General features: G+C 47.5%; 24 protein-coding genes. 6 read left to right on the forward strand and 18 right to left on the reverse strand.

All coding sequences use genetic code 11. From position 1 onward, the window contains the following. The 17 genes from ACTF5U_RS07065 to parE form a co-directional block, all read right to left on the reverse strand. Window positions 1-482: LysM peptidoglycan-binding domain-containing protein (locus ACTF5U_RS07065; RefSeq protein ID WP_438970935.1), on the reverse strand; the 482-nt coding region annotated here is incomplete at its 3' end. Between the two features lie 24 nt (window positions 483-506). Beyond that, the gene (locus ACTF5U_RS07070) at window positions 507-1,082 is read right to left on the reverse strand and encodes a YqaA family protein (protein ID WP_438970936.1); all 576 of its coding nucleotides are present in this window, start codon (window positions 1,080-1,082) and stop codon (window positions 507-509) included. Beyond that, the gene (locus ACTF5U_RS07075) at window positions 1,082-1,741 is read right to left on the reverse strand and encodes a protein-L-isoaspartate(D-aspartate) O-methyltransferase (protein ID WP_438970937.1); all 660 of its coding nucleotides are present in this window, start codon (window positions 1,739-1,741) and stop codon (window positions 1,082-1,084) included. The genes ACTF5U_RS07070 and ACTF5U_RS07075 overlap by 1 nt, the downstream gene beginning before the upstream one ends. A 1-nt stretch (window position 1,742) precedes the next feature. Beyond that, a complete protein-coding gene (gene surE, locus ACTF5U_RS07080) occupies window positions 1,743-2,489 on the reverse strand; it encodes a 5'/3'-nucleotidase SurE (RefSeq protein WP_438970938.1) in 747 nt (248 codons plus the stop codon). Between the two features lie 112 nt (window positions 2,490-2,601). Next, complete coding sequence (fdhF, locus tag ACTF5U_RS07085) at window positions 2,602-5,400, reverse strand: formate dehydrogenase subunit alpha (RefSeq protein ID WP_438970939.1); 2,799 nt, start codon at window positions 5,398-5,400, stop codon at window positions 2,602-2,604. Continuing rightward, window positions 5,400-7,097, reverse strand: coding sequence for an NAD(P)H-dependent oxidoreductase subunit E (locus tag ACTF5U_RS07090; protein ID WP_438970940.1), 1,698 nt, complete (start codon window positions 7,095-7,097; stop codon window positions 5,400-5,402). Before ACTF5U_RS07090 ends, fdhF begins: the two co-directional genes overlap by 1 nt. 382 nt (window positions 7,098-7,479) lie before the next feature. Continuing rightward, complete coding sequence (locus ACTF5U_RS07095) at window positions 7,480-8,490, reverse strand: formate dehydrogenase subunit gamma (RefSeq protein WP_438970941.1); 1,011 nt, start codon at window positions 8,488-8,490, stop codon at window positions 7,480-7,482. Between the two features lie 10 nt (window positions 8,491-8,500). Beyond that, on the reverse strand, window positions 8,501-8,680 hold the full coding sequence (locus ACTF5U_RS07100) for a hypothetical protein (RefSeq protein ID WP_438970942.1): 180 nt from the start codon (window positions 8,678-8,680) through the stop codon (window positions 8,501-8,503). A gap of 3 nt (window positions 8,681-8,683) precedes the next feature. Next, window positions 8,684-9,268 carry a formate dehydrogenase FDH3 subunit beta gene (gene fdh3B, locus ACTF5U_RS07105; RefSeq protein ID WP_438970943.1) on the reverse strand — a complete coding sequence of 195 codons (585 nt, stop codon included), beginning with the start codon at window positions 9,266-9,268 and terminating at the stop codon, window positions 8,684-8,686. An 18-nt stretch (window positions 9,269-9,286) separates the two neighbouring features. Next, the gene (locus tag ACTF5U_RS07110; protein ID WP_438970944.1) at window positions 9,287-12,184 is read right to left on the reverse strand and encodes a molybdopterin-dependent oxidoreductase; all 2,898 of its coding nucleotides are present in this window, start codon (window positions 12,182-12,184) and stop codon (window positions 9,287-9,289) included. Window positions 12,185-12,200: 16 nt separating this feature from the next. Next, window positions 12,201-12,407, reverse strand: coding sequence for a twin-arginine translocation signal domain-containing protein (locus ACTF5U_RS07115; protein ID WP_438970945.1), 207 nt, complete (start codon window positions 12,405-12,407; stop codon window positions 12,201-12,203). Window positions 12,408-12,563: 156 nt separating this feature from the next. Next, window positions 12,564-13,133, reverse strand: a complete 570-nt coding sequence (locus tag ACTF5U_RS07120) for a TorD/DmsD family molecular chaperone (RefSeq protein ID WP_438970946.1) — start codon at window positions 13,131-13,133, stop codon at window positions 12,564-12,566. Between the two features lie 12 nt (window positions 13,134-13,145). After that, a complete protein-coding gene (locus tag ACTF5U_RS07125) occupies window positions 13,146-14,705 on the reverse strand; it encodes a 4Fe-4S binding protein (RefSeq protein WP_438970947.1) in 1,560 nt (519 codons plus the stop codon). Further along, on the reverse strand, window positions 14,689-15,150 hold the full coding sequence (locus tag ACTF5U_RS07130) for a DUF3306 domain-containing protein (RefSeq protein WP_438970948.1): 462 nt from the start codon (window positions 15,148-15,150) through the stop codon (window positions 14,689-14,691). The genes ACTF5U_RS07125 and ACTF5U_RS07130 overlap by 17 nt, the downstream gene beginning before the upstream one ends. Continuing rightward, window positions 15,147-15,620 carry a DUF3305 domain-containing protein gene (locus ACTF5U_RS07135; RefSeq protein WP_438970949.1) on the reverse strand — a complete coding sequence of 158 codons (474 nt, stop codon included), beginning with the start codon at window positions 15,618-15,620 and terminating at the stop codon, window positions 15,147-15,149. Before ACTF5U_RS07135 ends, ACTF5U_RS07130 begins: the two co-directional genes overlap by 4 nt. Before the next feature lie 52 nt (window positions 15,621-15,672). Next, window positions 15,673-17,913, reverse strand: coding sequence for a DNA topoisomerase IV subunit A (gene parC, locus ACTF5U_RS07140; RefSeq protein WP_438970950.1), 2,241 nt, complete (start codon window positions 17,911-17,913; stop codon window positions 15,673-15,675). Between the two features lie 20 nt (window positions 17,914-17,933). Next, window positions 17,934-19,835 carry a DNA topoisomerase IV subunit B gene (parE, locus tag ACTF5U_RS07145; RefSeq protein WP_438970951.1) on the reverse strand — a complete coding sequence of 634 codons (1,902 nt, stop codon included), beginning with the start codon at window positions 19,833-19,835 and terminating at the stop codon, window positions 17,934-17,936. A 294-nt stretch (window positions 19,836-20,129) separates the two neighbouring features. Between parE and cydP the strand changes: the two genes are divergently transcribed. Genes cydP through ACTF5U_RS07175 form a run of 6 tightly spaced genes read left to right on the forward strand, consistent with a single transcriptional unit; the run spans window position 20,130 to window position 23,985 of the window. Continuing rightward, window positions 20,130-20,315, forward strand: coding sequence for a cytochrome oxidase putative small subunit CydP (cydP, locus tag ACTF5U_RS07150; RefSeq protein ID WP_438970952.1), 186 nt, complete (start codon window positions 20,130-20,132; stop codon window positions 20,313-20,315). Further along, a complete protein-coding gene (locus ACTF5U_RS07155) occupies window positions 20,312-21,874 on the forward strand; it encodes a cytochrome ubiquinol oxidase subunit I (protein WP_438970953.1) in 1,563 nt (520 codons plus the stop codon). Before cydP ends, ACTF5U_RS07155 begins: the two co-directional genes overlap by 4 nt. 2 nt (window positions 21,875-21,876) lie before the next feature. After that, a complete protein-coding gene (gene cydB, locus ACTF5U_RS07160; RefSeq protein ID WP_438970954.1) occupies window positions 21,877-23,019 on the forward strand; it encodes a cytochrome d ubiquinol oxidase subunit II in 1,143 nt (380 codons plus the stop codon). A gap of 8 nt (window positions 23,020-23,027) precedes the next feature. Continuing rightward, window positions 23,028-23,132: a cytochrome bd-I oxidase subunit CydX gene (cydX, locus tag ACTF5U_RS07165; RefSeq protein ID WP_438970955.1), complete on the forward strand. Its 105-nt coding sequence runs from the start codon at window positions 23,028-23,030 to the stop codon at window positions 23,130-23,132. Next, window positions 23,125-23,403 carry a cyd operon YbgE family protein gene (locus ACTF5U_RS07170; protein ID WP_438970956.1) on the forward strand — a complete coding sequence of 93 codons (279 nt, stop codon included), beginning with the start codon at window positions 23,125-23,127 and terminating at the stop codon, window positions 23,401-23,403. The genes cydX and ACTF5U_RS07170 overlap by 8 nt, the downstream gene beginning before the upstream one ends. A 9-nt stretch (window positions 23,404-23,412) precedes the next feature. Continuing rightward, the gene (locus tag ACTF5U_RS07175; protein WP_438970957.1) at window positions 23,413-23,985 is read left to right on the forward strand and encodes a Tll0287-like domain-containing protein; all 573 of its coding nucleotides are present in this window, start codon (window positions 23,413-23,415) and stop codon (window positions 23,983-23,985) included. Between the two features lie 3 nt (window positions 23,986-23,988). Here the strand turns inward: ACTF5U_RS07175 and ACTF5U_RS07180 are convergent, their stop codons facing one another. After that, a complete protein-coding gene (locus tag ACTF5U_RS07180) occupies window positions 23,989-24,186 on the reverse strand; it encodes a winged helix-turn-helix domain-containing protein (RefSeq protein ID WP_438970958.1) in 198 nt (65 codons plus the stop codon). Window positions 24,187-24,281 lie beyond the last annotated feature (95 nt).

Consider the following 24,281-nt stretch of genomic DNA (forward strand, 5'->3'; position numbering starts at 1 on the left):
GGGCGGCCTGAAATATCAATACCTTTCCGGCCCGGGCTACTATTGGAATAAGTTGATAAGATTTTTCCGTCAGTAGGCCAACGCCACTGCAGGTTCTGACTACCGCTAAACGCCTGTGTGTTTTTTGAAGGTGCTGGCGCAGGTGCTTTTTTTACTGTTGAGGTAGATGGTTTCGTTGCAGGCTGAGGACTCGGCGCCGGTGTTACAGGTTTTGTTGCTGCCGTTCGCGTTGATGTTTTTGGACGACCTCGGAATTTTAATTTCTGACCGACATAGATCGTATAAGGCGAACGGATACCATTGATTCGGGCTACTTCTTTATAGTCCATACCATAACGCCAGCTAATGGAATACAGGGTATCACCGCGTTGCACTTTGTAGATTGCAGGAGCCGTCGATACTTGACGTCTGTCATCATACGAACCGACCGGTGCTACAGCTCTCCCGCCACCACCACAAGCAGTCAGGGTTAAAATCAGCATTAGCAGGAGAATCCATTTCATATGTTATTTAAATATCAAATAGCCCATCACCAAAATCAATACCGTAAACCAACCAATATAATCAATCCATTGATGCAGTCGTGCTTCCAGTTCAGGGCCGCCCCAGCGTATAAGAGCAGCAACAAGAAAGAACCGCATACCGCGCCCGATCAGCGAGCCAATAATAAAGGGCAATAACAGCATATTGGCAGCCCCTGCAGCGATAGTAAAAACCTTATAGGGAATGGGCGTAAACCCCGCAATAAAAATAGCCCAGAAACCCCATTCATCAAACCAGTTTGCGGCTTGCTGATAAGCTGGCATATACCCTAAGGAAATAAGCCAGGGCTCAACCATCTGAAAAGCTAACAGGCCGATGGCATAACCTAATAAACCACCTAAAACGGATGCTATAGTCGTAATGCTCGCATAGAACCAGGCACGTTCCGGTCTGGCCAGCGTCATGGGTGCCAGCATAACATCGGGCGGTATCAGGAAGCATGAGGACTCCGTGAAACTCACCAGAGCCAGCCAGTAACTGGCATGTTTGTGTCTCGCCCACTGCATAGTGCGGGCATAGAGACGACCGAATAACCCCATCAAATATGGCCGCTTAACAAAGGTACAAAGCTAACAGGATCGAGCTCTGTTTCTTCAAATGTGTCTCCAACTCGATCAATAACGCGAAGAGATTGACCTGCGCTTCCGCCTACCGGAATAACCAATCTGCCGCCCGGTGCCAATTGTCGTAACAAGTCCTGAGGCACCTGCTCAGGAGCACAAGTTACAACAATTCCATCGTAAGGTGCATACCATTCCCAGCCCCAGTTACCATCACTATGCTTAAGTCGGATATTATTTAATTTGAGCTGATAAAAACGCTCACGGGCCTGATTTTGCAAAGGCGAAATACGTTCCAGGCTGAATACACGGTCGACCAGCTTTGCTAAAACGGCTGTTTGGTAACCAGAACCAGTTCCCACTTCCATCACTTTTTCACGTGGTCCGCCCTGCAACAGGATTTCCGTCATTTTAGCGACAATATAAGGTTGAGAAATCGTCTGACCATGGCCAATAGGTAACGCCGTATCCTCATAAGCGCGACTTGCCAGCGCTTCATCAACAAACAAATGTCGGGGCATTTCACGTATCACAGACAAAACATGTGGATTTTCTATACCACGCTCCTGCAATCGCGCGACTAAACGATCACGGGTTCGCTGAGATGTCATGCCTATGCCACGAAGATCCGTGTTCATATCAATAGTCTTTCAACCAATCAGCCACACCTTCAATCGCATCATAACGGGTCAAGTCGATTTGTAATGGTGTGACAGACACCGCGCCACGGCGAATGGCATCGAAGTCGGTACCCGGGCCAGCATCTTCCTCGCTACCTGCAGGACCAATCCAGTACATCGGACGCCCTCGAGGATCAAATTCTTTAATCACGGGTTCCGCTTTATGTCGATGTCCAAGACGTGTGCTTTCGATGCCAGCGATCTGATCAATAGGCAAATCCGGAACATTCACGTTGAGAATAGTATCGGCGGGTAAGGCTGAATCCTTGAGCCGCGTGACCAGTTTTTGTGCCACCCATGCCGCCGTCGCATAATGCGTGCCTGTATGCGATGTTAATGAAATGGCAATGGCAGGTAAGCCTAGGAAGCGACCTTCCATTGCGGCTGCAACAGTACCTGAGTACAGCACATCATCCCCCAGATTGGCACCTGCATTAATACCGGAAACGACCATATCGGGCTCATCCTCCAATAAACCGGTAATAGCCAGATGAACGCAATCTGTAGGGGTACCTTCTACCCGATAGACACCATCTTCCTGTTTATCCAGTCGCAGTGGATTTTCCAGAGTCAGGGAGTTACTGGCACCACTACGGTTTCTGTCGGGAGCGACTACTGTGATGTCGCCTAGCGTTTTTAGAGCATCGGCAAGGGTTCGGATCCCCTCTGCCATGTAACCGTCGTCATTACTGATCAGGATTTTCATTACGTTAACTGGCCTGTATTTTTGCTTTTAAATATGCGTCCATATCTTAGCAAGAATGTGTGAAAACAGTCATAAAAAAAGGCATCCGGGGATGCCTTTTTTGTTCGGACTGTTACAAAAGCTTGTTTTTCGACTGTCCACCACCGTAGCTGTAGAACTGCATCGGTTCACCACCCGGGGTGACTTGAACTGCACAATATTTGAACTCAGGGATTTTCGCTGCAGGATCCAGAGCTGGATTGGACAGTTTATTGACCGCAGCCTCATAGTAGCAAAATGCCATGAATACGGCGCCTGTGGGCACACCAATATCAGCACGAGCCAACACAGAAACACTGCCACGGCGTGTTGACAAGGTAATCAGCTCACCCGGTTTAACACCCATTTCATCCAGTGTGATCGGATTAATAGTGGCCACGGCTTCCGGTTCTAAGGCATCAAGCACGTTAGAACGACGCGTCATTGACCCGGTATGCCAATGCTCCAACATACGCCCTGTAATCAATACAAACGGATAATCATCATCCGGGCGCTCATCAGGCGGAACAATATCAGCAGGAACAAACAGACCACGACCATCAGTCGTCGGGAAGCGATCGGTGAAAATAACTTCCTCACCCGGATCGCCCTCGTTTTCACAAGGGTAAACCACGCTATGTTCACGTTCTAACCGATCCCACGTCATACCAGCCATTGATGGGACAGCCTGACGAATCTCACTAAACACATCGGCCGGTCCCTGATAATCCCAGTTTAAACCGAGTCGTTTTGCCAGTTCCTGAATGATCCACAAATCTTGTCTTGCATCACCCGGTGGGTCAATCGCCTGACGTCCCAACTGAACCTGACGGTCTGTGTTGGTAAAGGTACCTGTTTTTTCCGGGAAACCAGAAGCAGGTAACACCACATCAGCCAGATAGGCTGTCTCTGTCAAAAAGATGTCCTGAACAACCATATGTTTCAACTCAGACATAGCCTGACGCGCATGATTCGCATCGGGATCGGACATCGCTGGGTTTTCACCCATGATATAGAGACCATGGAGATTTCCGGCATGGATAGCATCCATAATCTCAACCACTGTGAGCCCAGATTTTGGATCAATTTTACCGCCCCACAGTTCTTCCAGATTTGTGCGTGCGCTGTTATCTTCAACCTTGTAATAATCCGGTAGTCGCATCGGGATAAGCCCCATATCAGAAGCACCCTGAACGTTATTCTGACCACGTAGTGGATGAAGGCCTGTACCCGGACGCCCAATCTGACCGGTCATTAATGCCAATGAAATCAAACAGCGCGCATTGTCTGTACCATGCACATGTTGTGATACTCCCATGCCCCATAGAATCATTGACGCTTTCGAGTTAGCAAACAGACGTGCAACCTCACGCAATGTGTCAGCAGGAATGCCACAAACTGGCTCCATCAATTCCGGTGTGTATTTTTCAAGGTGCTTTTTCATTGCCTCAAAACCCACCGTACGATCAGCAATGAATGACTCATCCACCAGGTTTTCTTCAACAATGACATGCATGAGAGCATTCAGCATGGGTACATCTGAGCCCATCTTAAACTGCAGATGATGCGTTGCTTCGCGGGATAGTTCGGTACCACGAGGATCCATCAAGATCAGTTTTGTGCCATTACGTATGGCGTTTTTCATCCATGTTGCACCAACCGGGTGGTTCACTGTCGGGTTGGCACCGATCAGAACAATAACCTCAGCCTTTTCAACATCCGCTACGGGATTGGACACCGCACCAGAGCCGAGACACTCAAGCAAAGCCACAACCGATGACGCATGACACAGACGTGTACAGTGATCGACATTATTGGTTTTAAACCCTATCCGAATCAGTTTCTGAAACAGATACGCTTCTTCGTTGCTGCCTTTAGCACTGCCAAAGCCTGCCAGAGCATTCGGGCCGTCATTATCCCGAATATCAACAAAGCCTTTAGCTGCTCTTTCCAACGCTTCTTCCCAACTCGCTTCACGGAAAACTTTGTCAATGTCGTTCGGATCCATCGAAAAGTCAGGCGTTTTCGGTGCATCGTCACGACGGATTAAAGGTTTAGTCAGGCGATGTGGATGATGGACGTAGTCAAAGCCATATCGGCCTTTTACGCACAAACGTCCATGGTTAGCAGGTCCGTCACGGCCTTCAACATGAAGGATTTTATTGTCTTTGATGTTGTAAGTCAGCTGACACCCTACACCGCAGTATGGGCAGACAGAATCCACTTTCTTATCGGGTTCAACCATCGCGACATCATTAGCCGGCATTAAAGCACCTGTCGGGCAGGCTTCTACGCACTCGCCACAGGCAACGCAGCTACTCTCACCCATAGGATCATCTAAATCAAAGACAATCTCAGTGTGGTGCCCGCGCATCGCCAGACCAATAACATCATTGTTTTGCTCATCACGACAGGCACGAACACAACGGGTGCACTGAATGCAGGCATCCATGTTCACGGCGATGCCCGGATGCGATAGATCGGCTTCGGCTTGTTCACGCGGTTTAAACCGCGGCGTACTGATTTCGAGTTTACCAGCCCAATAATCCAGTTCAGAGTTCAACGTATGTGGTTGCTCCGACACATCCGATTTGAGCATTTCCAAGACCATTTTCTGAGAATGCAATGCACGTTGACTATTTGAGTCTACTTTCATTCCTTCAGAAGGGTAACGGCAACATGAGGGTGCCAGAACTCGTTCACCATCAATTTCAACCATACAGGCGCGGCAGTTACCGTCCTGACCTTGTCGTTCTGAATAACACAGGTGTGGGATTTCAACACCTTGACGCTCAGCCGCCTGCAGAATGGTTTCTCCTGATTCAGCAAAAACCGCTTCACCATTTAGCTTGAACGAAATCAGTTCATTTTCAATTTCGGGGTTGATCGCCATTATTTCAACTCCTCGGGGAAATACTTAATCACACAGCGCAACGGATTGGGTGCTGCCTGTCCGAGGCCACAAATAGACGCATCAACCATCACTTGTGACAGCTCCTCCAGCAGTTCCTGGTTCCACTGTTTTTCCTGCATTAAATTAACGGCCTTGGATGTGCCGACACGGCAAGGGGTGCATTGACCGCAGGATTCATCTTCAAAGAATTTCATTGCGTTAACGGCGAGTTCACGGGCTTTATCTTGATCGGAAAACACCACAATAGCGGCTGAGCCGATAAAGCAGTCGTACTTATTCAGGGTGTCAAAGTCAAGCGGAATATCACCCATCGAGGCAGGAAGAATACCGCCTGAAGCACCACCCGGGAAGTAACCATAGAATTCATGACCTTCGTTCATACCATCACAATATTCATCAATCAGCTCACGCATAGTAATACCGGCCGGTGCCAGATGAACACCCGGCTTGTTCACTCGCCCGCTGACAGAAAATGAACGCAGACCAGTGCGACCATTGCGACCGTGGTCAGTCATGCAGTTGGCACCTTTTTCCAGGATGTCACGTACCCAGTACAATGACTCCATATTATGTTCAAGCGTAGGTCTACCGAACAAACCAACCTGGGCCACATAGGGTGGACGTAAACGCGGCATGCCACGCTTACCCTCAATGGATTCGATCATGGCTGATTCTTCACCACAAATGTAGGCGCCGGCACCGCGGCGTAAGTGCAACTTGGGCATATTCGCAACAGGCGGGTGCGCCTCAAGTTTTGCCATTTCTATTTCGAGCATTTCACGGATGGCGGCGTACTCATCCCGCAAATAGATATACACTTCCTCAATACCGACTGCCCATGCTGCAATCAAAGTACCTTCCAGGAAGCAGTGCGGGTCGCGGTCCAGATAATATTTATCTTTAAATGTTCCCGGCTCACCTTCATCAATATTGACGGCCATCAGTTTCGGTGCGGGCTGATCCCGCACAATGCGCCATTTACGGCCAACCGGAAAACCCGCGCCGCCCAGACCACGTAGTCCGGAATCATCCATCACATCCAGTACTTTTTCGACGTCGTACTCGCCTTCCATGCACAGACGGTATGTGTTGTAACCGCCTTGTTCGACATAGTTCTCAAACAAAATCGGTTCAATTTTTTCCGGTTGTGTTTGTTTTTTATCAACAAACTCGATGACTTGAGCTGAGCTGGCATGCTCTACCGGGTTCATGCCCACTACAGCAACAGGTGCTTTATCACAGCGACCAATACAGGGTACCCGTTGCACACGAACATCTTGCCCCAGTCCCTGCTCCAGGGAGCTAATAAGGTCTTCTGCGCCCAACATTTCGCACGTCATGGAATCGCATACACGAACAGTTAGTTGTGGTGGCGGTGTCTGATCTTCTTTGATGACATCAAAGTGATGGTAGAAGGTGGCAACTTCATATACCTCCGCTCTGGAAAGCTTCATTTCATGGGCTAGTGCCACTAGGTGAGCAGCAGAAATGTATTTATAACCATCCTGGATTTTATGCAGATGCTCAATGAGCATATCTTTTTGCCTGGATTCATCAGCCAGTAAAGTCTGTACGTCTGACAAAGCTTTAGGATCAACCTGCCTGCCCTTACCTACTGCGCGAGGTAATTTGAGTTCTTTGCCCGGCTTTTGAGCGCTGATTTGCTGCCCACTCATGAAATTCTCTCTCTTAAATTATGCCTGCATTGGCATTTCTATTAGTACTAACAGACAAAAATTAGCACGGCTTAGTTTTCTTGTGAAGCTGAAATAAAGAAATAAAGAGAGTCAAAACAAGTGTTTGCTTTTTTTTGGTGCAGTTACTCAATGAATTTCATGTCTATTCGCACTAAATCTATGCAACTAAGCTAGTAAAGCAAGATTATATATCTCATTATCAAAATAAGCATATCGCTAAACCTTTGATATCACTACAAAGTAGTAGTTGGATAGAAGAAACCACAAGGGACTGAGATTATGCAGAAAAATTAATTGCCTCAGGCGGACTAATTAGTCGTTATAAATCACAAATTATATAAATCTGCGCAACTCTTTACGTTTATTTTTTGTGATTCGAATTGTCAGCTTGTTGCTTTTCTTTCAGCCATAAATCGTGATGTTGCTCTGCCCAGGCCACATCCACCTGACCTGTAGTCATACCTTCAAGCGCACCTTCTGTGCCGATGGTGCCAATGTATATATGACCGAATGAGAATGCAATCAGCACCAGCCCTGTCAGCAGGTGAATAATATGCGCTAGCTGAATAACTTCACGTTCTTGATTAAAATTAGGGAAATCTAACACTAAACCTGAAAAACACAGCGCGACACCCGCTGTAGCTAAAGTCCAATACCAGACTTTTTCACCCCCATTCATTCTGCCCGCTGACGGATGCTTGTCCCCTACCATTCCACCAAAGGCCTTGAACCACTCAAGATCGGTTTTGGTAAAGAAATTGTGTTTAAACCACGTAATCAAAATGGTAAATAACGCGATCATGAACACAGGTCCGAGAATGTTGTGAAACCACTTCGCAATAGATGCATAAGCAGAGAAGCCGGGGTATCCCATTAATGGAATCAACACGTGCCGACCGTAGAGCAAGCTCAGCCCGGTAACCCCTAAAATGATGAATAAACTCGCCGTAGTCCAATGCAAACGTCTCTCGTTCAAAGTCCAGCGCTGAATGGTTTTACCTGAACGTGGATGAGTTAACTCAACCCGACCTCTGGCGATATAAAAGCCTAGTATAGCGACCAAAACAAATCCCAGTAACCAACTTCCATAGGTGGCCATCGGACCATTACGTACCTGACGCCAGTTCTGGCCTGAACTTTGAATTAACTCATCGGTTTCACGGCCTTTAACGGCAGTATAGCCTTCATTCCCTTGCCTGACCTGACGCCAGGTATCGGAGCGAGGGTTCGTTTTCTGAACCTCTTGCTCTGCCTGAACGAAGCCGTTAACAACATAACCAGACAACGGTAATACCAGAATGGTCAGCAGCATAATGACGCCTGTCCAGGTCATCATTTTCTTACGTCTGTTGAGGGCAGTAGTGGCCGACATAATTCCTCCGCTAGCGGTCGGTCTGAACCTGATTGAAACGCAATTTCAGGATCTCAGCCCGTTGTTCAGGGGTTTTAGCATGACGATCCGGACTACCTTTGTATTCACCTGCTTCATGTAGCGTTACATCAGTGTCTTCGTAACAGGCGGTCAATCCCATAATGGCAATTAAAATTAAAGTTAATTTCATGGCTCAGTCTTTATATGCTGTATCCCAGCCCCAGTTGTCAGGGCGTCCGCCACGGCGGACAACACGGCTGCGGAACAAATCAGCCACCATGTCACCATCACCGGCCAGTAAGGCTTTGGTTGAACACATTTCTGCACATAACGGCAATTTCCCCTCGGCCAGACGATTACGACCGTACTTGTCCAGTTCTTCCTGCGAATTATCTTCTTCCGGTCCACCCGCACAGAAAGTACATTTATCCATCTTGCCTCGGGCTCCAAAAGCCCCTTCCTGAGGATATTGTGGTGCACCAAACGGGCAGGCATAGAAACAGTAACCACAACCGATGCAGATATCCTTATCGTGCAATACCACACCATCATCGGTGGTGTAGAAACAATCCACCGGGCAAACGGCCTGACAGGGAGCATCACTACAATGCATACAGGCAACAGAGATAGACTTCTCGCCTGGCAAACCATCATCTATCGTAACCACTCGCCGGCGGTTCACGCCCCAGGGTACCTCGTGCTCGTTTTTACATGCTGTGACACAAGCGTTGCACTCAATACAACGGTCAGCGTCACATAAAAACTTCATTCGAGCCATGATAAAACCTCTTAAAACTTAAGCTGCACGTACGCGGCACAAGGACACTTTTGTCTCTTGCATCGCGGTGACCGAGTCGTAACCATAGGTAAACACGACATTACAGGACTCACCCAGCACATGCGGTGCTGTTCCTTCCGGATATTTGTCGTGAAGATTCTCGCCCTGATAATGACCACCAAAATGGAAAGGCATAAATACTACGCCACGCTCTACGCGTTCAGTGACAAATGCCATTACTTTAATAGAGCCTCCCTCAGGACCATCTACCCATACTTGCTCTTCGTGTTTCACACCCGCATTGTTAGCATCAGCAGGATGGATTTCGATAAACATATCTTGCTGTAATTCAGCCAGCCATGGATTAGAACGGGTTTCATCACCACCGCCTTCATATTCCACCAGACGACCACTGGTCATTAATAACGGAAAGTCCTGAGTAAAGTCTTTTGCCTGTATCGAACCATAGCGGGTTGGTAAGCGATAAAAACTGCGTCGGTCTTCATAGGTTGGGTATTTCTCAACCAAATCACGCCGGTTTGTATAAAGTGCTTCACGGTGTATTGGCACAGGATCCGGGAACTGCCAGACAATCGCTCGTGCTTTAGCATTTCCATAGGGGGCACAACCATGATTGATAACAACACGCTGGATACCACCCGAGAGATCTGTTTTCCAGTTTTTACCTTCGGCTTCTTTTTGTTCTTCCGCTGTCAATTCATTCCACCAGCCGAGTTCTTTAAGCATATCGGCAGTGAATTCAGGGTAACCATCTTCAATGTCTGAGCCTGCTGTATAAGAATCTTCAGCAAGAATATTGACACCATTGTGTTCGATACCGAAACGGGCACGGAAAGGTAAACCGCCTTCAGCAACAGGCACCGAAGTGTCATACAGAATCGGGCTCCCCGGATGTTTCATCTCAGCAGTACCCCAGCAAGGCCACGGCAAACCATAATATTCACCATCACATGGGCCGCCCTGTGCTCGAAGCGTGGTTTTGTCAAAAGTATGCAGATTTTCCGATTGCAGTTTCATGCGCTCCGGTGTCTGACCGGTATAACCAACCGTCCACATCCCACGATTGAATTCACGGGTAATATCTTCAACCAGAGGCTCTTCGCCATTTACCTTGATGTTTTTACACAGCTCTTTTTCATAGCCAAATTTCTTGGCAAATTTATAGATAATGGTGTGGTCCGGCTCTGACTCGAATAATGGGTTGATAAGTTGTTGTCGCCATTGCACCGAGCGATTCGATGATGTCACCGAACCATAGGTTTCAAATTGTGTTGCTGCCGGTAACAAGTAAACACCATCAGTACGATCGTTCATGACAGCCGAAACGGTCGGATAGGGATCAACAATGACCAGCAGATCCAATTTTTCCATAGCCGCTTTCATTTCCGGACCACGGGTCTGACTATTCGGCGCATGCCCCCATAACACCATCGCCTTGATGGCTTCTTTCTGGGCAATGTTTTCTTTGTCTTCCAATACGCCATCTATCCAGCGTGAGACAGGAATACCATTGGTGTACATTGGCGTAGCGCCTGAACCACCGGTTTTTCCCTCTTCACCCTCTGTTTCACCGACTTCATAGGATTTTTGATCAAAGCGATTTTTTAACCACTCCAAGTCGATATCCCATACTCTGGCCCAGTGTTTCCATGCGCCTTCGGACAAGCCATAATAACCGGGCAATGTATGCGACAGCACACCAAGGTCCGTGGCCCCCTGCACATTGTCATGACCACGGAAAATATTGGTACCGCCACCTGATACACCCATATTGCCAAGCGCAAGCTGGAAAATGCAGTAAGCACGAGTATTGTTGTTACCGATTGTGTGCTGTGTGCCGCCCATACACCAGACAAAGGTGCCGGGACGATGTTCTGCCATTGTTTTTGCAGCCTGGTAAACATCCTCTTCTTTAGCACCGGAAACGCGCTCAACCTCAGCCGGATCCCATTTAGCGACTTCCTTACGGATTTCATCCATGCCATAAACGCGCTGTTCGATAAACTTCTTATCTTCCCAGCCGTTTTTAAAGATATGCCAGAGCATACCCCAGACGAAGGGGACATCGGTCCCTGGACGAATGCGTACAAACTGATCGGCGTGGGCTGCAGTCCGGGTGAATCGAGGATCAACCACAATCAGAGGTGCACCGCGTTCTTTACCACGGAATATATGCTGCAAAGACACCGGATGTGCCTCAGCAGGATTCGCACCGATGATGAAAATAGCTTTGGAGTTATGAATATCGTTGTAGGAGTTAGTCATCGCACCGTAACCCCAGGTATTTGCTACCCCAGCAACCGTGGTTGAGTGACAGATACGTGCCTGATGATCCACATTGTTTGAACCCCATAAGGCAGCAAACTTACGGAACAGATAAGCCTGTTCGTTGGAATATTTCGCTGAACCCAGCCAATAGACAGAGTCGGGGCCCGATTTTTCACGAATATCGAGCATTTGATCGCCGATCTCATTAATCGCTTGGTCCCAGGAAACACGGGTCCATTTGCCATTGACCTTTTTCAGTGGGTATTTGAGACGTTTATCACCATGGCCATGCTCACGTACTGAAGCACCTTTTGCACAATGCGACCCTAGATTGAATGGATGCTCAAAACTTGGCTCTTGCCCAATCCACACACCATTTTGAATTTCTGCAATTACCCCGCAGCCCACACTACAGTGTGTACAGACACTCCGTTTTCTCGTGATATCGCCGTCGTCATAAGTGTGCATTTGACTCTCTGATGCTTCAGCTTTTTGCATCATGGCAGGCGGCAGCATCGACATAAATGCAGCACCACCAGCAGCGATACCAGAACCTTTCAGAAAAACACGTCGATTAAGTCCATTAGCAGACGAGGTGGAGGCTGATTGTCTTTTGGTCAATTTCATGGCGCGAACTCAGGGGCTAAAAATCAGCTAGATGGTAATAGGTATCAACATGTTCTGTGCGTTGATAGCCTTTGGATACGGGTTTTTCTTCACGCTTTACAGGCTTCTCGATAGGGGATGCCTGAACCAGGCCGGATGTGGCCGCAATAGCTGCACCACCACCGACAACCGATGTGATTTTTTGAAGAAAATCCCTGCGTGAACGGGAAGATTGGGTGCTCATGACGCTCTCCAATTCAATGTAGTGTGCAAAAGTTAAGAGTGGGGTACTCACTTGTTCGACAAGCAATGCATCATTGCACATTTGATTCTTACAGTAAGTATCTCTCAGCTAGCTCGGTGTATCAAGCGTTTGAACGCAAATTATGTAAATAAGTGCCTATTTCATCCGTTGCGTTTCTATTTTTGTAAACTGGGCTGCAAAGTCCGCAACACTTCGATAGAAATCGGCGCTGCTGGCATTAGCTAAATCTGAAAAAAATTTTTCTGCCCACGGCGAAATATGTCGATTAAAAAATGTCGGTGCATCAACAATCGGCGTACCTTGCGCAGATAAAATCAGTCTCATCACATCAAACTCAGCAGCGATGTGATCTTCCGGCTCTTTTTTTTCGTCCTGTCGCTCCAGTCCCAGTTGCGCTAAATCTTTTCTCAGTAAGGCCAACGGCTTCTCATTCAAAAATCCGGTTTGATAATACGAACCATAGGGAATGATTTCACCTTGTGTCAGCCCCACAAATAAGGCGTGGTACTCATCATCAAGTTTGTTGGTGTCAGCTTTACCGGCTGCTTGCTTTAAGTTTTGCCAAGCTTTTCCCATAGGCGACTCAGGTTCTGTCACCTCAACTTCCACTATATTTTCCAGCAAGGCTTGTTGCGGTGGCGCGGCCAACAACGTTGCTAACAGAGCATAATGTTGTGCCCGCCATTGTTCTTGAACTTCACTCATATATCAGGCCTTTCAGGAATCTTTGAACATGGCTTTAACACGACAGTCTTCACACATTTTTAGTCTTTCCAATGCGGCCCCCTGAAACATAGGGTGGTCGGCCAGTTTACCTATTATGTTATCGATCATTTTTTGCGTCGCAAACGGTTTATGACAACTGATGCAGTGAAATATAGGCTCTTCGTTAAGCAGCCTTTTTTGTCTTGCTTGCTCACGCTCAAATAAATAGCGGGGACTCAGGTTGATGGCATCTTCCGGACAAGCCGTCTCACACATGCCACATTGCACACAGAGGTCTTCAATAAAGTTCAGCTGCGGTTTATCAACACCATCCACCACAGCCCCGACCGGACACACTGACACACAAGACATACACAAGGTGCAGGTCTGCTTATTGACTTCAATTTCACCGAATGCTGCCTCCTTGCTCAGTTTCACCTCACTGATCTGGTTTGGCGCATGCTGATAGAGATGTGTCAGCGCCATGGTCGTCATCCGACGTTTATCATCCACGCCTGCGTATTTTGCCGCTGGCAATGAATTGTCAGTTACTGTCGATGATAGCGCTTTCTGTAACTGTTCAAACTCTCGAAAAGCGAGGAACTGAAGCCGATCTTCACCCAGTCCTAATGCAGCAACGATAGCGTTGGTTTCATCAATACTTGATTGCAGTTCCTGCCAATTATGATCGTCATGTGTGCCCGCATCCCAGACACTCACTCTGCCCACACCAAACGCTAAAGCAGTCAGCCAGAAAGGCATACCCAAAGCACCGATTTCTTCAATAGAAAACGGTATGACATTATCACTCAGTGCGCCGTCATAAGAGTGCAACAGCGTCTGGGCATGACTTTCATCATGAATCAGCAATTGTGGCGTCTGTGATGAAATTTCGGCGTAACGTTTGAGCATCTCTCGTAAGCGATTAATACTGACATCCAACGTCGGTAAGGCGTAACTTATCGCACCTGACGGGCAGACCACTGTACAACTGCCACAGCCCTGACATAGAGACGGATTCACGTTAATAAGATCATGACCTGAGCTTTCTATGGCTCCTGCCGGACAGGCATTGATACAGTTGCTACAGCCCTTAACACCACGGCGGCTGTGAGCACAGATATCCGCGTTATAGTTAAAATACTTGGGCTTATCAAAACCACCCACCAGATCGGGTAACTGTTGAAGAGCTTCAACCAAGGATTGCTTATCATCGCGGGGAGCAAAGTAGCCTAATGGTAGAACCGTTGTGGTGATAACCGGCTCTGGGCTCAGATCCAACACTAAGTCGACCTGAAGCTCATGATCAGAAAAAACAGCTTTAAAGTCACCCAGCCAGCCAGCTAGGGATGACAACGGTTGTTTGATTACCGTCACATTCTCATCTGCTTCGATCTCATCATCCAGACTTAAACAAAAGAGATCTAACGAAGCCAGTTGAGGCAACACTGCTTTTACAATAGCGGCAGAACCCATTACCAAGCAACGGCCAGCCGATTCGAACTCGATCAACTCGGTTGGCTCGAAAACAATATTTCCAGCTTCTACTACCGCATTATGCAATTCCGTCATCCTCTTTGCTGTTTGGTTTTGAGCCAGTCTCTTCGGTCGATGTAGAAGAGTGAGACTCCTTCTGCTCTTCTGGTCGTGTTTTCTCTTCGGCCAATTTAAGCAAACGTTTCATTTCATGAGTCACGATCGTGCCCAGACTGGCAAACTGGGTGAAATCATCATCATATTCATTCAAGCCATCACGCACGTTAAACTCGGGTTTGCGAAATAATTTACGCAACGCCGCTTTTTTGGTGTCGGCATCCACATCATCACGTTGCCAGACAGGTAAGGGCTGCTCTGTTTTTTCATCAGCATCAGCCTTAATTTTTGATGTTTCTGGCGACTCTATATCAGTGCCAGTTCGAAATGATGACGTATCGGGCTCGGGCATTGTATCTGAACCGCGCTTACGTTGTGACCAGCGGGAGAGAAAACCTGCCTCTTTGTCTGTTTCACGACTCATTTCGCATCGCCTCTGTCAGCATCATGCCATTTACGCCGTTTGCGTTTTTTGGGTGGTGTAGGTTTGTAATGAAAGATGACAAAATGTTCCAGCCAGACACATAAAGCATCAGCTAAAGGCGCATCCAGCACAGTTTGACCGGTTTCCATGTGCGAAGCCGCCTCATCGAAATCCACGGTTGCCAGCATCGGTGCCAGCTCACCTGATTCTTCGCTGCACACCAGATATACTTTGGGTTGCTCTGACATCAGATTGACGTAATAAGCATCACAGTGCTGCTTGTAAAGTTTCAGCTGCATCTCGGTGAGATAGACCAAATCACCCTGCTCAGACGCTTCTGTCAAAGAGGATTCAGTCAGTCCAGGTAAAGTCCCCAGTAGCAACCAACTGTTTTTCTGCCAACGGTTAACACTAGGCTTGCGCAGCAGGACTGCGGTAACAGCGAATTGATCTGAGGGTGTATCCAACATGGTGAAGTGATAACAACTGAGTAACTAAGATGATAGCAAATTTCAGTCGATTTTACTCAGCGACTTCTACTCCTGTGACTTTTTGTAAACCGCGTGGCAGCTTGTTACCACGTTTACCACGCTCACCGGCATAATGTTCCAGATCGGCTGGTTTGAGTGTTAAGTGGCGACGTCCAGCGTGTAAGGTCAAACTGCGTTGTTGGGGTACGATAATGACCGATTGCATCCATTCCTGACCGGCACTGAAACGTGCCTGTGGAATGTTAATCAAACGTACACCTTTACCTTTATTAAGAGACGGGATTTCGTTAGCTGCGAATACCAGCAAGCGACCATCGCCCGATGCCACCGCTATCTGGTCGTTATCCTGATCCTCAAGCATCATCGGCGGTAAAATCTTCGCGCCTTTCGGCAGGTTGAATAACGCTTTACCCGCTTTATTTTTTGCCAGAAGATTATCCAGCGTCGTGACAAAACCATAGCCCGCGGTATTGGTCAGTAAGATTGACTTATCATTTTCAACAGCAAGCACTGCGACAAAACGCACTTCAGGTGCAGACTGCAGGCGTCCACTTAACGGTTCGCCCTGCCCCCTTGCTGATGGCAGAGTATGAGCAGACAGGGAATAACTTCGTCCCGTCTCATCAAGAAATACGATTTGTTGATTACTACGGGCTTTGACAGAGGTCAGGTAACGGTCCCCGGTGCGGAAATTCAATGAAGTCGGATCGACATCATGCCCTTTGGCCGCTTTAACCCAACCACTTTCTGAAATAACGATGGTCAGCGGTTCTGTCGGCAGTAAATCCGTCGCAGCCAATGCTTTGGATGCATGCCTTTCCACAATTTTAGAACGTCTGTCATCGCCGAACTTTTCAGCATCAGCGGTCAGTTCTTTCCGAATCAACGTTTTCAGCCTTGTCTCAGACCCCAGTAACAATTCCAGTTGTTTACGTTCTTTGGTAAGTTCATCCATTTCACCACGGAGCTTCATTTCTTCCAGTTTGGCTAAATGCCGTAACCGCAATTCAAGAATAGCTTCTGCCTGACGATCGCTAATGCCAAATCGTTCCATCATGACGGTTTTCGGCTCATCTTCAGTCCGGATAATCGCGATGACTTCATCCAGATTAAGATAGGCGATCAGCAGGCCTTCCAGCACATGCATGCGATCCAATACTTTATCAAGGCGATACTGTAAGCGGCGGCGAACCGTCTCAACCCGATAACCCAGCCACTCAACCAACATTTCACGCAAGTTTTTAACCTGCGGTCGTCCATCCATACCGATCATATTCATATTGACACGATGGCTGCGTTCTAGATCGGTTGTCGCAAACAAATGAGACATCAGACTATCGATATCCACTCGGTTCGAGCGCGGCACAATGACCAAGCGCACCGGATGTTCATGATCCGACTCATCGCGTAAATCGGCCACCATAGGCAGTTTTTTTGCATTCATCTGCGCTGCAATCTGTTCCAGCACCTTGGCACCTGAAACCTGATACGGCAATGCATCAATAATCACTTCACCTTCGTCTTTGTTGTAGACAGCACGTTGTTTTATTGAGCCGTGTCCGGTCTCATAAATCTTACGAATCTCATCACGGCTGGAAATAATTTCGGCACCGGTTGGAAAGTCCGGACCCTGTATATCTTCCAGTAGTTCATCAAGGGTGGTGCGTGATGATTTGAGTAACCTCAAGCTGGCATTCACCACTTCTTTAAGGTTATGGGGAGGTACATCCGTTGCCATCCCCACTGCGATACCCGTCGTACCGTTGAGCAATAAATTGGGTAAACGGGCCGGTAATAGAGAGGGTTCATCCATGGTGCCATCGAAATTCGGTACCCAGTCAGCGGTTCCCTGTCCCAGTTCGCTGAGCAACACCTGTGCATAAGGCGCCAGTCGTGCTTCGGTATAACGCATTGCAGCGAATGACTTAGGATCGTCCATCGACCCCCAATTACCTTGCCCATCAATTAATGTATAGCGATAGGAGAATGGCTGAGCCATCAAGACCATGGCTTCGTAGCAGGCGGAATCGCCATGCGGATGGTATTTACCCAGCACGTCACCAACTGTCCGGGCTGATTTTTTATGTTTGGACAGCGCGCTTAAGCCTAGCTCTGACATCGCATAGACGATGCGACGCTGTACGGGTTTCAGGCCATCACCAATATGTGGTAAAGCACGATCCAGAATGACGTACATCGAATAATCCAGATACGCCTTTTCGGTAAAGTCGCGTAGCGGCAGTTGTTCTAAATCATCGACAAGGGTAGTCATGGTTAAGTCTCTGTTTCTCTTTACAAGGCGGCCAAATCAGCCAAATCACCGTGTTGTTCCAGCCAGAATTTACGATCCGAAGCACGCTTCTTAGCTAACAGTTTATCCAGGGTCATCATCGTGTCATCTTCAGCTTCGATGGTCAGTCTGATAAGGCGACGGGTATCAGGCGCCATCGTTGTCTCACGCAATTGCATCGGGTTCATTTCACCCAGCCCTTTAAAGCGCTGTGTACTTACCTTACCTTTGAGCTTCTCTTTTTCGATACGGTCCAAAATGATAAGACGTTCCTCATCATCAAGCGCATAGAAAATCCGTTTACCAACATCAACACGGTATAACGGCGGCATCGCCACACAAATATGCCCGGCTTCAACTAACGGTCTGAAATGCCTGACAAACAAGGCACACAACAGTGTTGCAATGTGCGCACCATCTGAATCGGCATCAGCCAGGATACAGATTTTGCCATAGCGTAGCCCTGTGAGATCGTCCGATCCCGGATCAACACCAATCGCAACAGCAATATCATGTACTTCCTGAGAGGCCAGTACTTGTGTCGGCTCTACTTCCCAAGTATTCAGAATCTTGCCTCGCAGCGGCATTATGGCCTGAAACTCACGGCTACGGCCCTGTTTAGCACTACCGCCAGCGGAATCCCCTTCCACCAGAAACAGTTCTGTTCTGGCCGGGTCCTGTGATGTACAGTCGGCTAATTTACCAGGCAATGCAGGTCCGGATTGAATCCGTTTACGAACAACTTTCTTGGCTTGTTTCAGACGGGACTGAGCGTTGTTGATAGCCAAATCAGCAATCTTCTCACCGTCTTCAATATGATGGTTCAGCCACAAACTGAACGAATCTTTAACCACACCTGAAACAAACGCAGCACATTGGCGTGATGACAACCGTTCCTTGGTCTGCCCCGAGAATTGCGGATCTTCCAGTTTAACTGAAAGCACATAAGAGCAACGCTCCCAGACGTCTTCAGGTGCCAACTTGACGCCGCGGGGTAACAAATTACGAAACTCACAGAATTCCCGCAGAGCATCCAATAGACCGGAACGCAGACCGTTTACATGGGTTCCTCCCTGCGCGGTGGGAATCAAATTGACGTAACTTTCAGCCAGGACTTCGCCCGGTTCCAACTGCCACATCAAAGCCCAGTCGGCTTCCTCATCATCATTACTGATATTTCCCACAAAAGGAGTGGCAGGAACACTAGGCTCATCGGTCATTGCCGATGATAAGTATGATTTCAGTCCGTCTTCATAACACCAACGATCTTCGACTTTTTCTTTGCCTGACAGATCGGTAAAAGTCACCACAAGACCAGGACACAAAACGGCTTTCGCCCGCAATACATGGCGGAGTTTTGAAACTAAAAACTTGGCCGCATCAAAAAAAGATTCTTCGGGCCAGAAACGTACCGTGGTACCCGTATTACGCTTACCGACAGTGCCTATTTCAGTAAGCGGCTCTTTGAGTGCACCCTGCTCAAACGCCATACTGTACTCAATCCCATTTCGCCTGATTCTGACATCCAGACGAGATGATAAAGCATTAACGACTGACACGCCGACACCGTGTAGACCACCTGAAAAGCGGTAGTTTTTATTGGAGAACTTGCCACCCGCATGCAAGCGCGTGAGGATGACTTCAACGCCTGGCACCCCCTCTTCCGGATGGATATCAACCGGCATGCCACGACCATCATCCGTCACCTCAAGAGAGTTATCGTCGTGAAGAGTAACCTGTACCTGCCGAGCGTGACCAGCAACCGCCTCATCCACACTATTATCGATGACTTCCTGAGCTAGATGATTGGGTCGGGTTGTGTCGGTGTACATGCCCGGTCTTTTTCTGACCGGTTCAAGGCCTGTTAGTACCTCAATGGCCGAAGCATCGTATATATTTGTCATCGTTTAGAAATCAACTTGAATTATCCCCACCGAAGATTATCAGGATAAAAGCCTAACACACAATATTTGTCTGTCATGTTGGCTAATAATTAAGCCTGACTGGCTAACCTCAACCGACTTTATCACGTAACCGTAAATGAAGATTAATTTGATCCAGATCAGAACATAGCTAAGACGAGCTTATTGTTGTTGCATCGTTAATCACTCACGCTGTATTGTCAGATCCAGCAAGGCAACAATTACAGACAATCGTACAAACTGATGCTCCAATGAATCTGCTTACGGTGCTCTCACATGAGAAACAAGTTGTTACTCACAGATCGAAAACTCCTCCTTGAGCTCGCGATTGTGTTGGTGCTCAAGTTATTTCTCCTGTTCATTATCTGGCATCACTTTTTTAGTACTCCCCCCAATCTTGATAACACACAATCCACAGCAGAACGCCTTCTTCATCATTCTTCCCAAGGAGAAAGACCTTGATTAGTGAACATCTTGTCGACTTGTCGCGGCTACAATTTGCTATTACCGCGATGTATCACTTTCTTTTTGTACCGTTAACTCTTGGCTTAGCCTGGATCCTGGTGATTATGGAGTCGGTCTATGTCATGACCGGGAAAACCGTCTATCGAGACATGACAAAATTCTGGGGCAAGCTTTTCGGGATTAATTTTGCGCTCGGTGTCACCACTGGACTGACGATGGAATTTCAGTTTGGTACAAACTGGGCTTACTACTCGCATTATGTGGGTGATATTTTCGGCGCACCACTGGCTATTGAGGGATTGATGGCCTTCATGCTCGAGTCCACTTTTGTCGGTATGTTCTTTCTGGGCTGGGACAGACTCAGTAAAAAACAACACTTGATGACGACCTTTCTTGTCGCATTGGGATCCAACCTATCAGCCCTATGGATTCTTGTCGCTAATGCCTGGATGCAAAATCCCGTTGGTGCTGAATTCAATTATCAAACCATGCGAATGGAATTAACCAGTTTCACCGAGGTATTTTTCAATCCCGTTGCCCAGGTTAAGTTTATCCACACCGTGGCCGCGGGCTATGTTACCGGTGCCATGTTCGTACTGAGTATCAGTGCCTGGTACTTACTGAAGAAGCGTGATGTTGGTTTCGCAAGACGAAGTTTTGCCATTGCTGCCGGCTTTGGGCTTGCTTCTATTATGTCTGTGATTGTCCTGGGTGACGAAAGTGGCTATGAAATCGGTGATGTTCAGAAAACAAAACTTGCCGCTATTGAAGCGGAATGGGAAACAGCCGAACCCCCAGCGGCCTTTACCCTGTTTGGCCTGCCTAATGATGACACCATGGAGACAGAGTATGCCGTGAAAATACCGTACGCACTTGGGTTGATAGCGACTCGGTCAATGGATGAGCCTGTAACAGGGATAAAGGAATTAATTGATGATAATGAAACGCGTATTCGCTCAGGAATCAACGCATACGCACTATTGCAGAAATTGCGGAACGGTCAAGACTCTGAAGAAATAAAGGCGCGCTTTGATGCTGTCAAAGACGATCTGGGTTACGGGCTTCTCCTCAAAAAATACACAGAACAAGTCACTGATGCTACTGAATCACAGATAAAAGCCGCGGCTCGCGATAGTGTTCCAGCAGTCACACCGATGTTCTGGGCATTTCGTGTGATGGTGGGGGCCGGCTTCACCATGCTAATTATTTTTGTATTGTCCTTTTATTACTGTGCCAAACGGGAGGAATACAAACACCGTAAGCTCCTCTGGGCTGCTTTGCTGGCATTACCATTACCCTGGATCGCAGCAGAAACGGGGTGGTTTGTTGCTGAGTTTGGCCGTCAGCCATGGTCAATCAGTGGCATCTTACCAACCCATCTATCGACCTCCACACTGGCTGCCAGTGATGTCTATAGCAGCCTGATTGCCTTGATAGTGTTTTACACCCTGCTATTGATCATTGAGTTTTATCTGATGCTTCGCTTTGTCAGACAAGGACCCAGTAGCCTTCATACAGGGCAATATCACTTTGAAACAGCTACAAAAGGAGCCTGATCATGGTGCTGGATTATGAAACACTGAAATTAGTTTGGTGGCTTCTTATGGGTGTGCTGCTTATAGGTTTTGTGCTGACTGACGGGTTTGATATGGGGGTTGGCATATTATTACCGTTTGTTGGTCAGAGCGACGAAGAAAGACGCATCATGCTCAACACTGTAGGGCCACACTGGGAGGGAAATCAGGTCTGGCTGGTCACTGCTGGTGGAGCCTTATTTGCTGCATGGCCTTTGGTCTATGCTATGGCTTTTTCAGGCTTTTACCTGGCTATGATGTTGACCTTGTTTGCTTTATTCCTGCGACCAGTCGGCTTCGATTATCGCAGCAAAATTGATAACCCTCACTGGCGTAGGAGTTGGGACTGGGGATTGTTCGTTGGCAGTGTCGTGCCACCTATCATCTTCGGGGTAGCGTTCGGTAATTTACTACTGGGAGTGCCATTTCATTTTGATGAGTTTATGCGGCCCTATTACACGGGTAACTTCTTTCAATTATTGAATCCTTTTGCATTATTGGCCGGTATTATCAGTTTGTTAATGGTTATCATGCATGGTGCCGTATGGCTTCAGGCCCGTACTGACGCGGAATTAAAGTCACGTTGTACTCGAATGGCAATGATAAGCGCGCTTGTTTTGCTAGTGCTGTTTGCGCTGGCTGGTATCTGGGTTGCGAAAGGTATTGATGGTTATATCATCACCCTGATGCCTGACGCTGGTAGTAGCTTCACACCAGAAATGAAGCAGGTACAGACACAATCAGGGGCATGGATGAATAATTATTCACTCCACCCATGGACGATGTGGGCACCCGTTCTGGCCTTGTTGGGAATGGTTGGCGTCTATATAAGCTCTCGTGCAGATAAATCAGCTCTGGCCTTTATCAGTAGCAGCATGGCACTATCTGCAATTATTCTCACAGCTGGATTTTCAATGTTTCCTTTTGTCATGCCTTCCAGCACTGATATCAATAGCAGTCTCACGCTTTGGGATGCCACATCAAGTGAGCTAACCCTTAGTATTATGTTCTGGGTCGCCATGATATTTGTCCCGATTATATTGCTATACAGTTTCTGGACATACCGAAAAATGTGGCGGCGACTTGACCTGGACTTTATTCGCAACAATCAACATTCAACTTACTAGGTGGTTCTATGTGGTATTTCGCTTGGATTTTGGGAATTTTACTCGCCGTAGCCCTTGGTATTATTAATGTTATGTGGCTGGAACTAGAGTCAATGGACGAACTTGATGATTAACGCCTGGCTTAATGCACCAGCAACCCGTTTATTAAGCTTGCTCTTTGCCATTGGACTTTCTGGCATTATTCTGGTTTATCCCCTGGGATTAATCAGGGCTGATGGTTCTTCTCATCATGGCTTGCTAATGATACTGTTAGTAGCGATCGGTATTGGATTTATTCATGGTGTTGGATTCGCACCTGAACAAGCTCTGTGGCGTGTTGTTCTAAGCCCCGTTTTTGCGTGGCCGCCTATGCTATTCGGTATTGTGACTTTGCTGACACCTTGAGGAACAGTAATGAAATCATTGGCTTTTACATCCATTTTGATAGGACTGCTTTCTTTTACAGTCCATGCTCAAACCACTGAGCAGCAGCAATTTGAAACAAAGGCTCAGGCAGCCATTAAAGAGTTTGGCAGTAGCCTCAAAGCATCACTTATGTCGGCTATGCAGGATGGTGGACCGATTGAGGCGGTTGCTGTCTGCAACCTGATTGCGCCGACGCTCGCTGCTGAGATGTCCAAAAAATATGGTATGGACATCGGTAGAACTAGTCTTAAAGTCCGTAACCCAGACAATGAAGCTGATGAATGGGAAACCTCCGTTATGCAGGACTTTGAGACGCGCCTATCAACCGGAGAAGCCATACAAAGTCTGACTTTCAGCGAGAAAGTGGCAACAGATATTGGACATCAATGGCGCATGATGAAAGCGATACCGACCGATAAGGTCTGCCTCTCCTGTCATGGAACTAAGATAGCGCCGCCGATTCAGAAAAAGTTAAATAAATACTACCCTGATGATATGGCAACAGGCTACAAATTACGCGATATTCGTGGTGCCTTTACAGTCAGTAAAGAAGCCGACTGATCATTACTTCAAACCGATAAACTCATTACGCCCTTTGGTTTCAAAACTGAGCTTCTCTTCTTTTGAAAGCCAACCAATAGCCCGTTGTAATAGCTTGGTATCCAGTCCGGTATCTTTGCTGATTTTAGTAGCCGACGCTGGACCATTTTGTTCCAAATATTGCCAAACTCGGCCTGCGGCCGCGCCAATTGACTCTGTCATTGCATGATCTCCGATAAGGGGAAAAAGTAACTACATCAGTAATGGCAAACTTTATGCCAATTCAAACACAACCGTATATCAGGTTTTTATAGAAC

Source organism: Methylophaga sp. (assembly GCF_965655755.1).
GTDB lineage: Bacteria > Pseudomonadota > Gammaproteobacteria > Nitrosococcales > Methylophagaceae > Methylophaga.

Coding starts and splice junctions, on each gene's coding strand:
- ACTF5U_RS07125 (WP_438970947.1), bottom strand. CDS start 14,705: ATGACGGAATTGCATAATGCGGTAGTAGAAGCTGGAAATATTGTTTTC.
- ACTF5U_RS07115 (WP_438970945.1), bottom strand. CDS start 12,407: ATGAGCACCCAATCTTCCCGTTCACGCAGGGATTTTCTTCAAAAAATC.
- ACTF5U_RS07070 (WP_438970936.1), bottom strand. CDS start 1,082: ATGGGGTTATTCGGTCGTCTCTATGCCCGCACTATGCAGTGGGCGAGA.
- cydX (WP_438970955.1), top strand. CDS start 23,028: ATGTGGTATTTCGCTTGGATTTTGGGAATTTTACTCGCCGTAGCCCTT.
- cydP (WP_438970952.1), top strand. CDS start 20,130: ATGAGAAACAAGTTGTTACTCACAGATCGAAAACTCCTCCTTGAGCTC.
- cydB (WP_438970954.1), top strand. CDS start 21,877: ATGGTGCTGGATTATGAAACACTGAAATTAGTTTGGTGGCTTCTTATG.
- ACTF5U_RS07175 (WP_438970957.1), top strand. CDS start 23,413: ATGAAATCATTGGCTTTTACATCCATTTTGATAGGACTGCTTTCTTTT.
- parC (WP_438970950.1), bottom strand. CDS start 17,913: ATGACTACCCTTGTCGATGATTTAGAACAACTGCCGCTACGCGACTTT.
- ACTF5U_RS07120 (WP_438970946.1), bottom strand. CDS start 13,133: ATGAGTGAAGTTCAAGAACAATGGCGGGCACAACATTATGCTCTGTTA.
- fdhF (WP_438970939.1), bottom strand. CDS start 5,400: ATGGCGATCAACCCCGAAATTGAAAATGAACTGATTTCGTTCAAGCTA.
- ACTF5U_RS07170 (WP_438970956.1), top strand. CDS start 23,125: ATGATTAACGCCTGGCTTAATGCACCAGCAACCCGTTTATTAAGCTTG.
- ACTF5U_RS07180 (WP_438970958.1), bottom strand. CDS start 24,186: ATGACAGAGTCAATTGGCGCGGCCGCAGGCCGAGTTTGGCAATATTTG.
- ACTF5U_RS07100 (WP_438970942.1), bottom strand. CDS start 8,680: ATGAAATTAACTTTAATTTTAATTGCCATTATGGGATTGACCGCCTGT.
- parE (WP_438970951.1), bottom strand. CDS start 19,835: ATGACAAATATATACGATGCTTCGGCCATTGAGGTACTAACAGGCCTT.
- ACTF5U_RS07110 (WP_438970944.1), bottom strand. CDS start 12,184: ATGAAATTGACCAAAAGACAATCAGCCTCCACCTCGTCTGCTAATGGA.
- surE (WP_438970938.1), bottom strand. CDS start 2,489: ATGAAAATCCTGATCAGTAATGACGACGGTTACATGGCAGAGGGGATC.
- ACTF5U_RS07075 (WP_438970937.1), bottom strand. CDS start 1,741: ATGAACACGGATCTTCGTGGCATAGGCATGACATCTCAGCGAACCCGT.
- ACTF5U_RS07090 (WP_438970940.1), bottom strand. CDS start 7,097: ATGAGTGGGCAGCAAATCAGCGCTCAAAAGCCGGGCAAAGAACTCAAA.
- ACTF5U_RS07130 (WP_438970948.1), bottom strand. CDS start 15,150: ATGAGTCGTGAAACAGACAAAGAGGCAGGTTTTCTCTCCCGCTGGTCA.
- ACTF5U_RS07135 (WP_438970949.1), bottom strand. CDS start 15,620: ATGTTGGATACACCCTCAGATCAATTCGCTGTTACCGCAGTCCTGCTG.
- fdh3B (WP_438970943.1), bottom strand. CDS start 9,268: ATGGCTCGAATGAAGTTTTTATGTGACGCTGACCGTTGTATTGAGTGC.
- ACTF5U_RS07095 (WP_438970941.1), bottom strand. CDS start 8,490: ATGTCGGCCACTACTGCCCTCAACAGACGTAAGAAAATGATGACCTGG.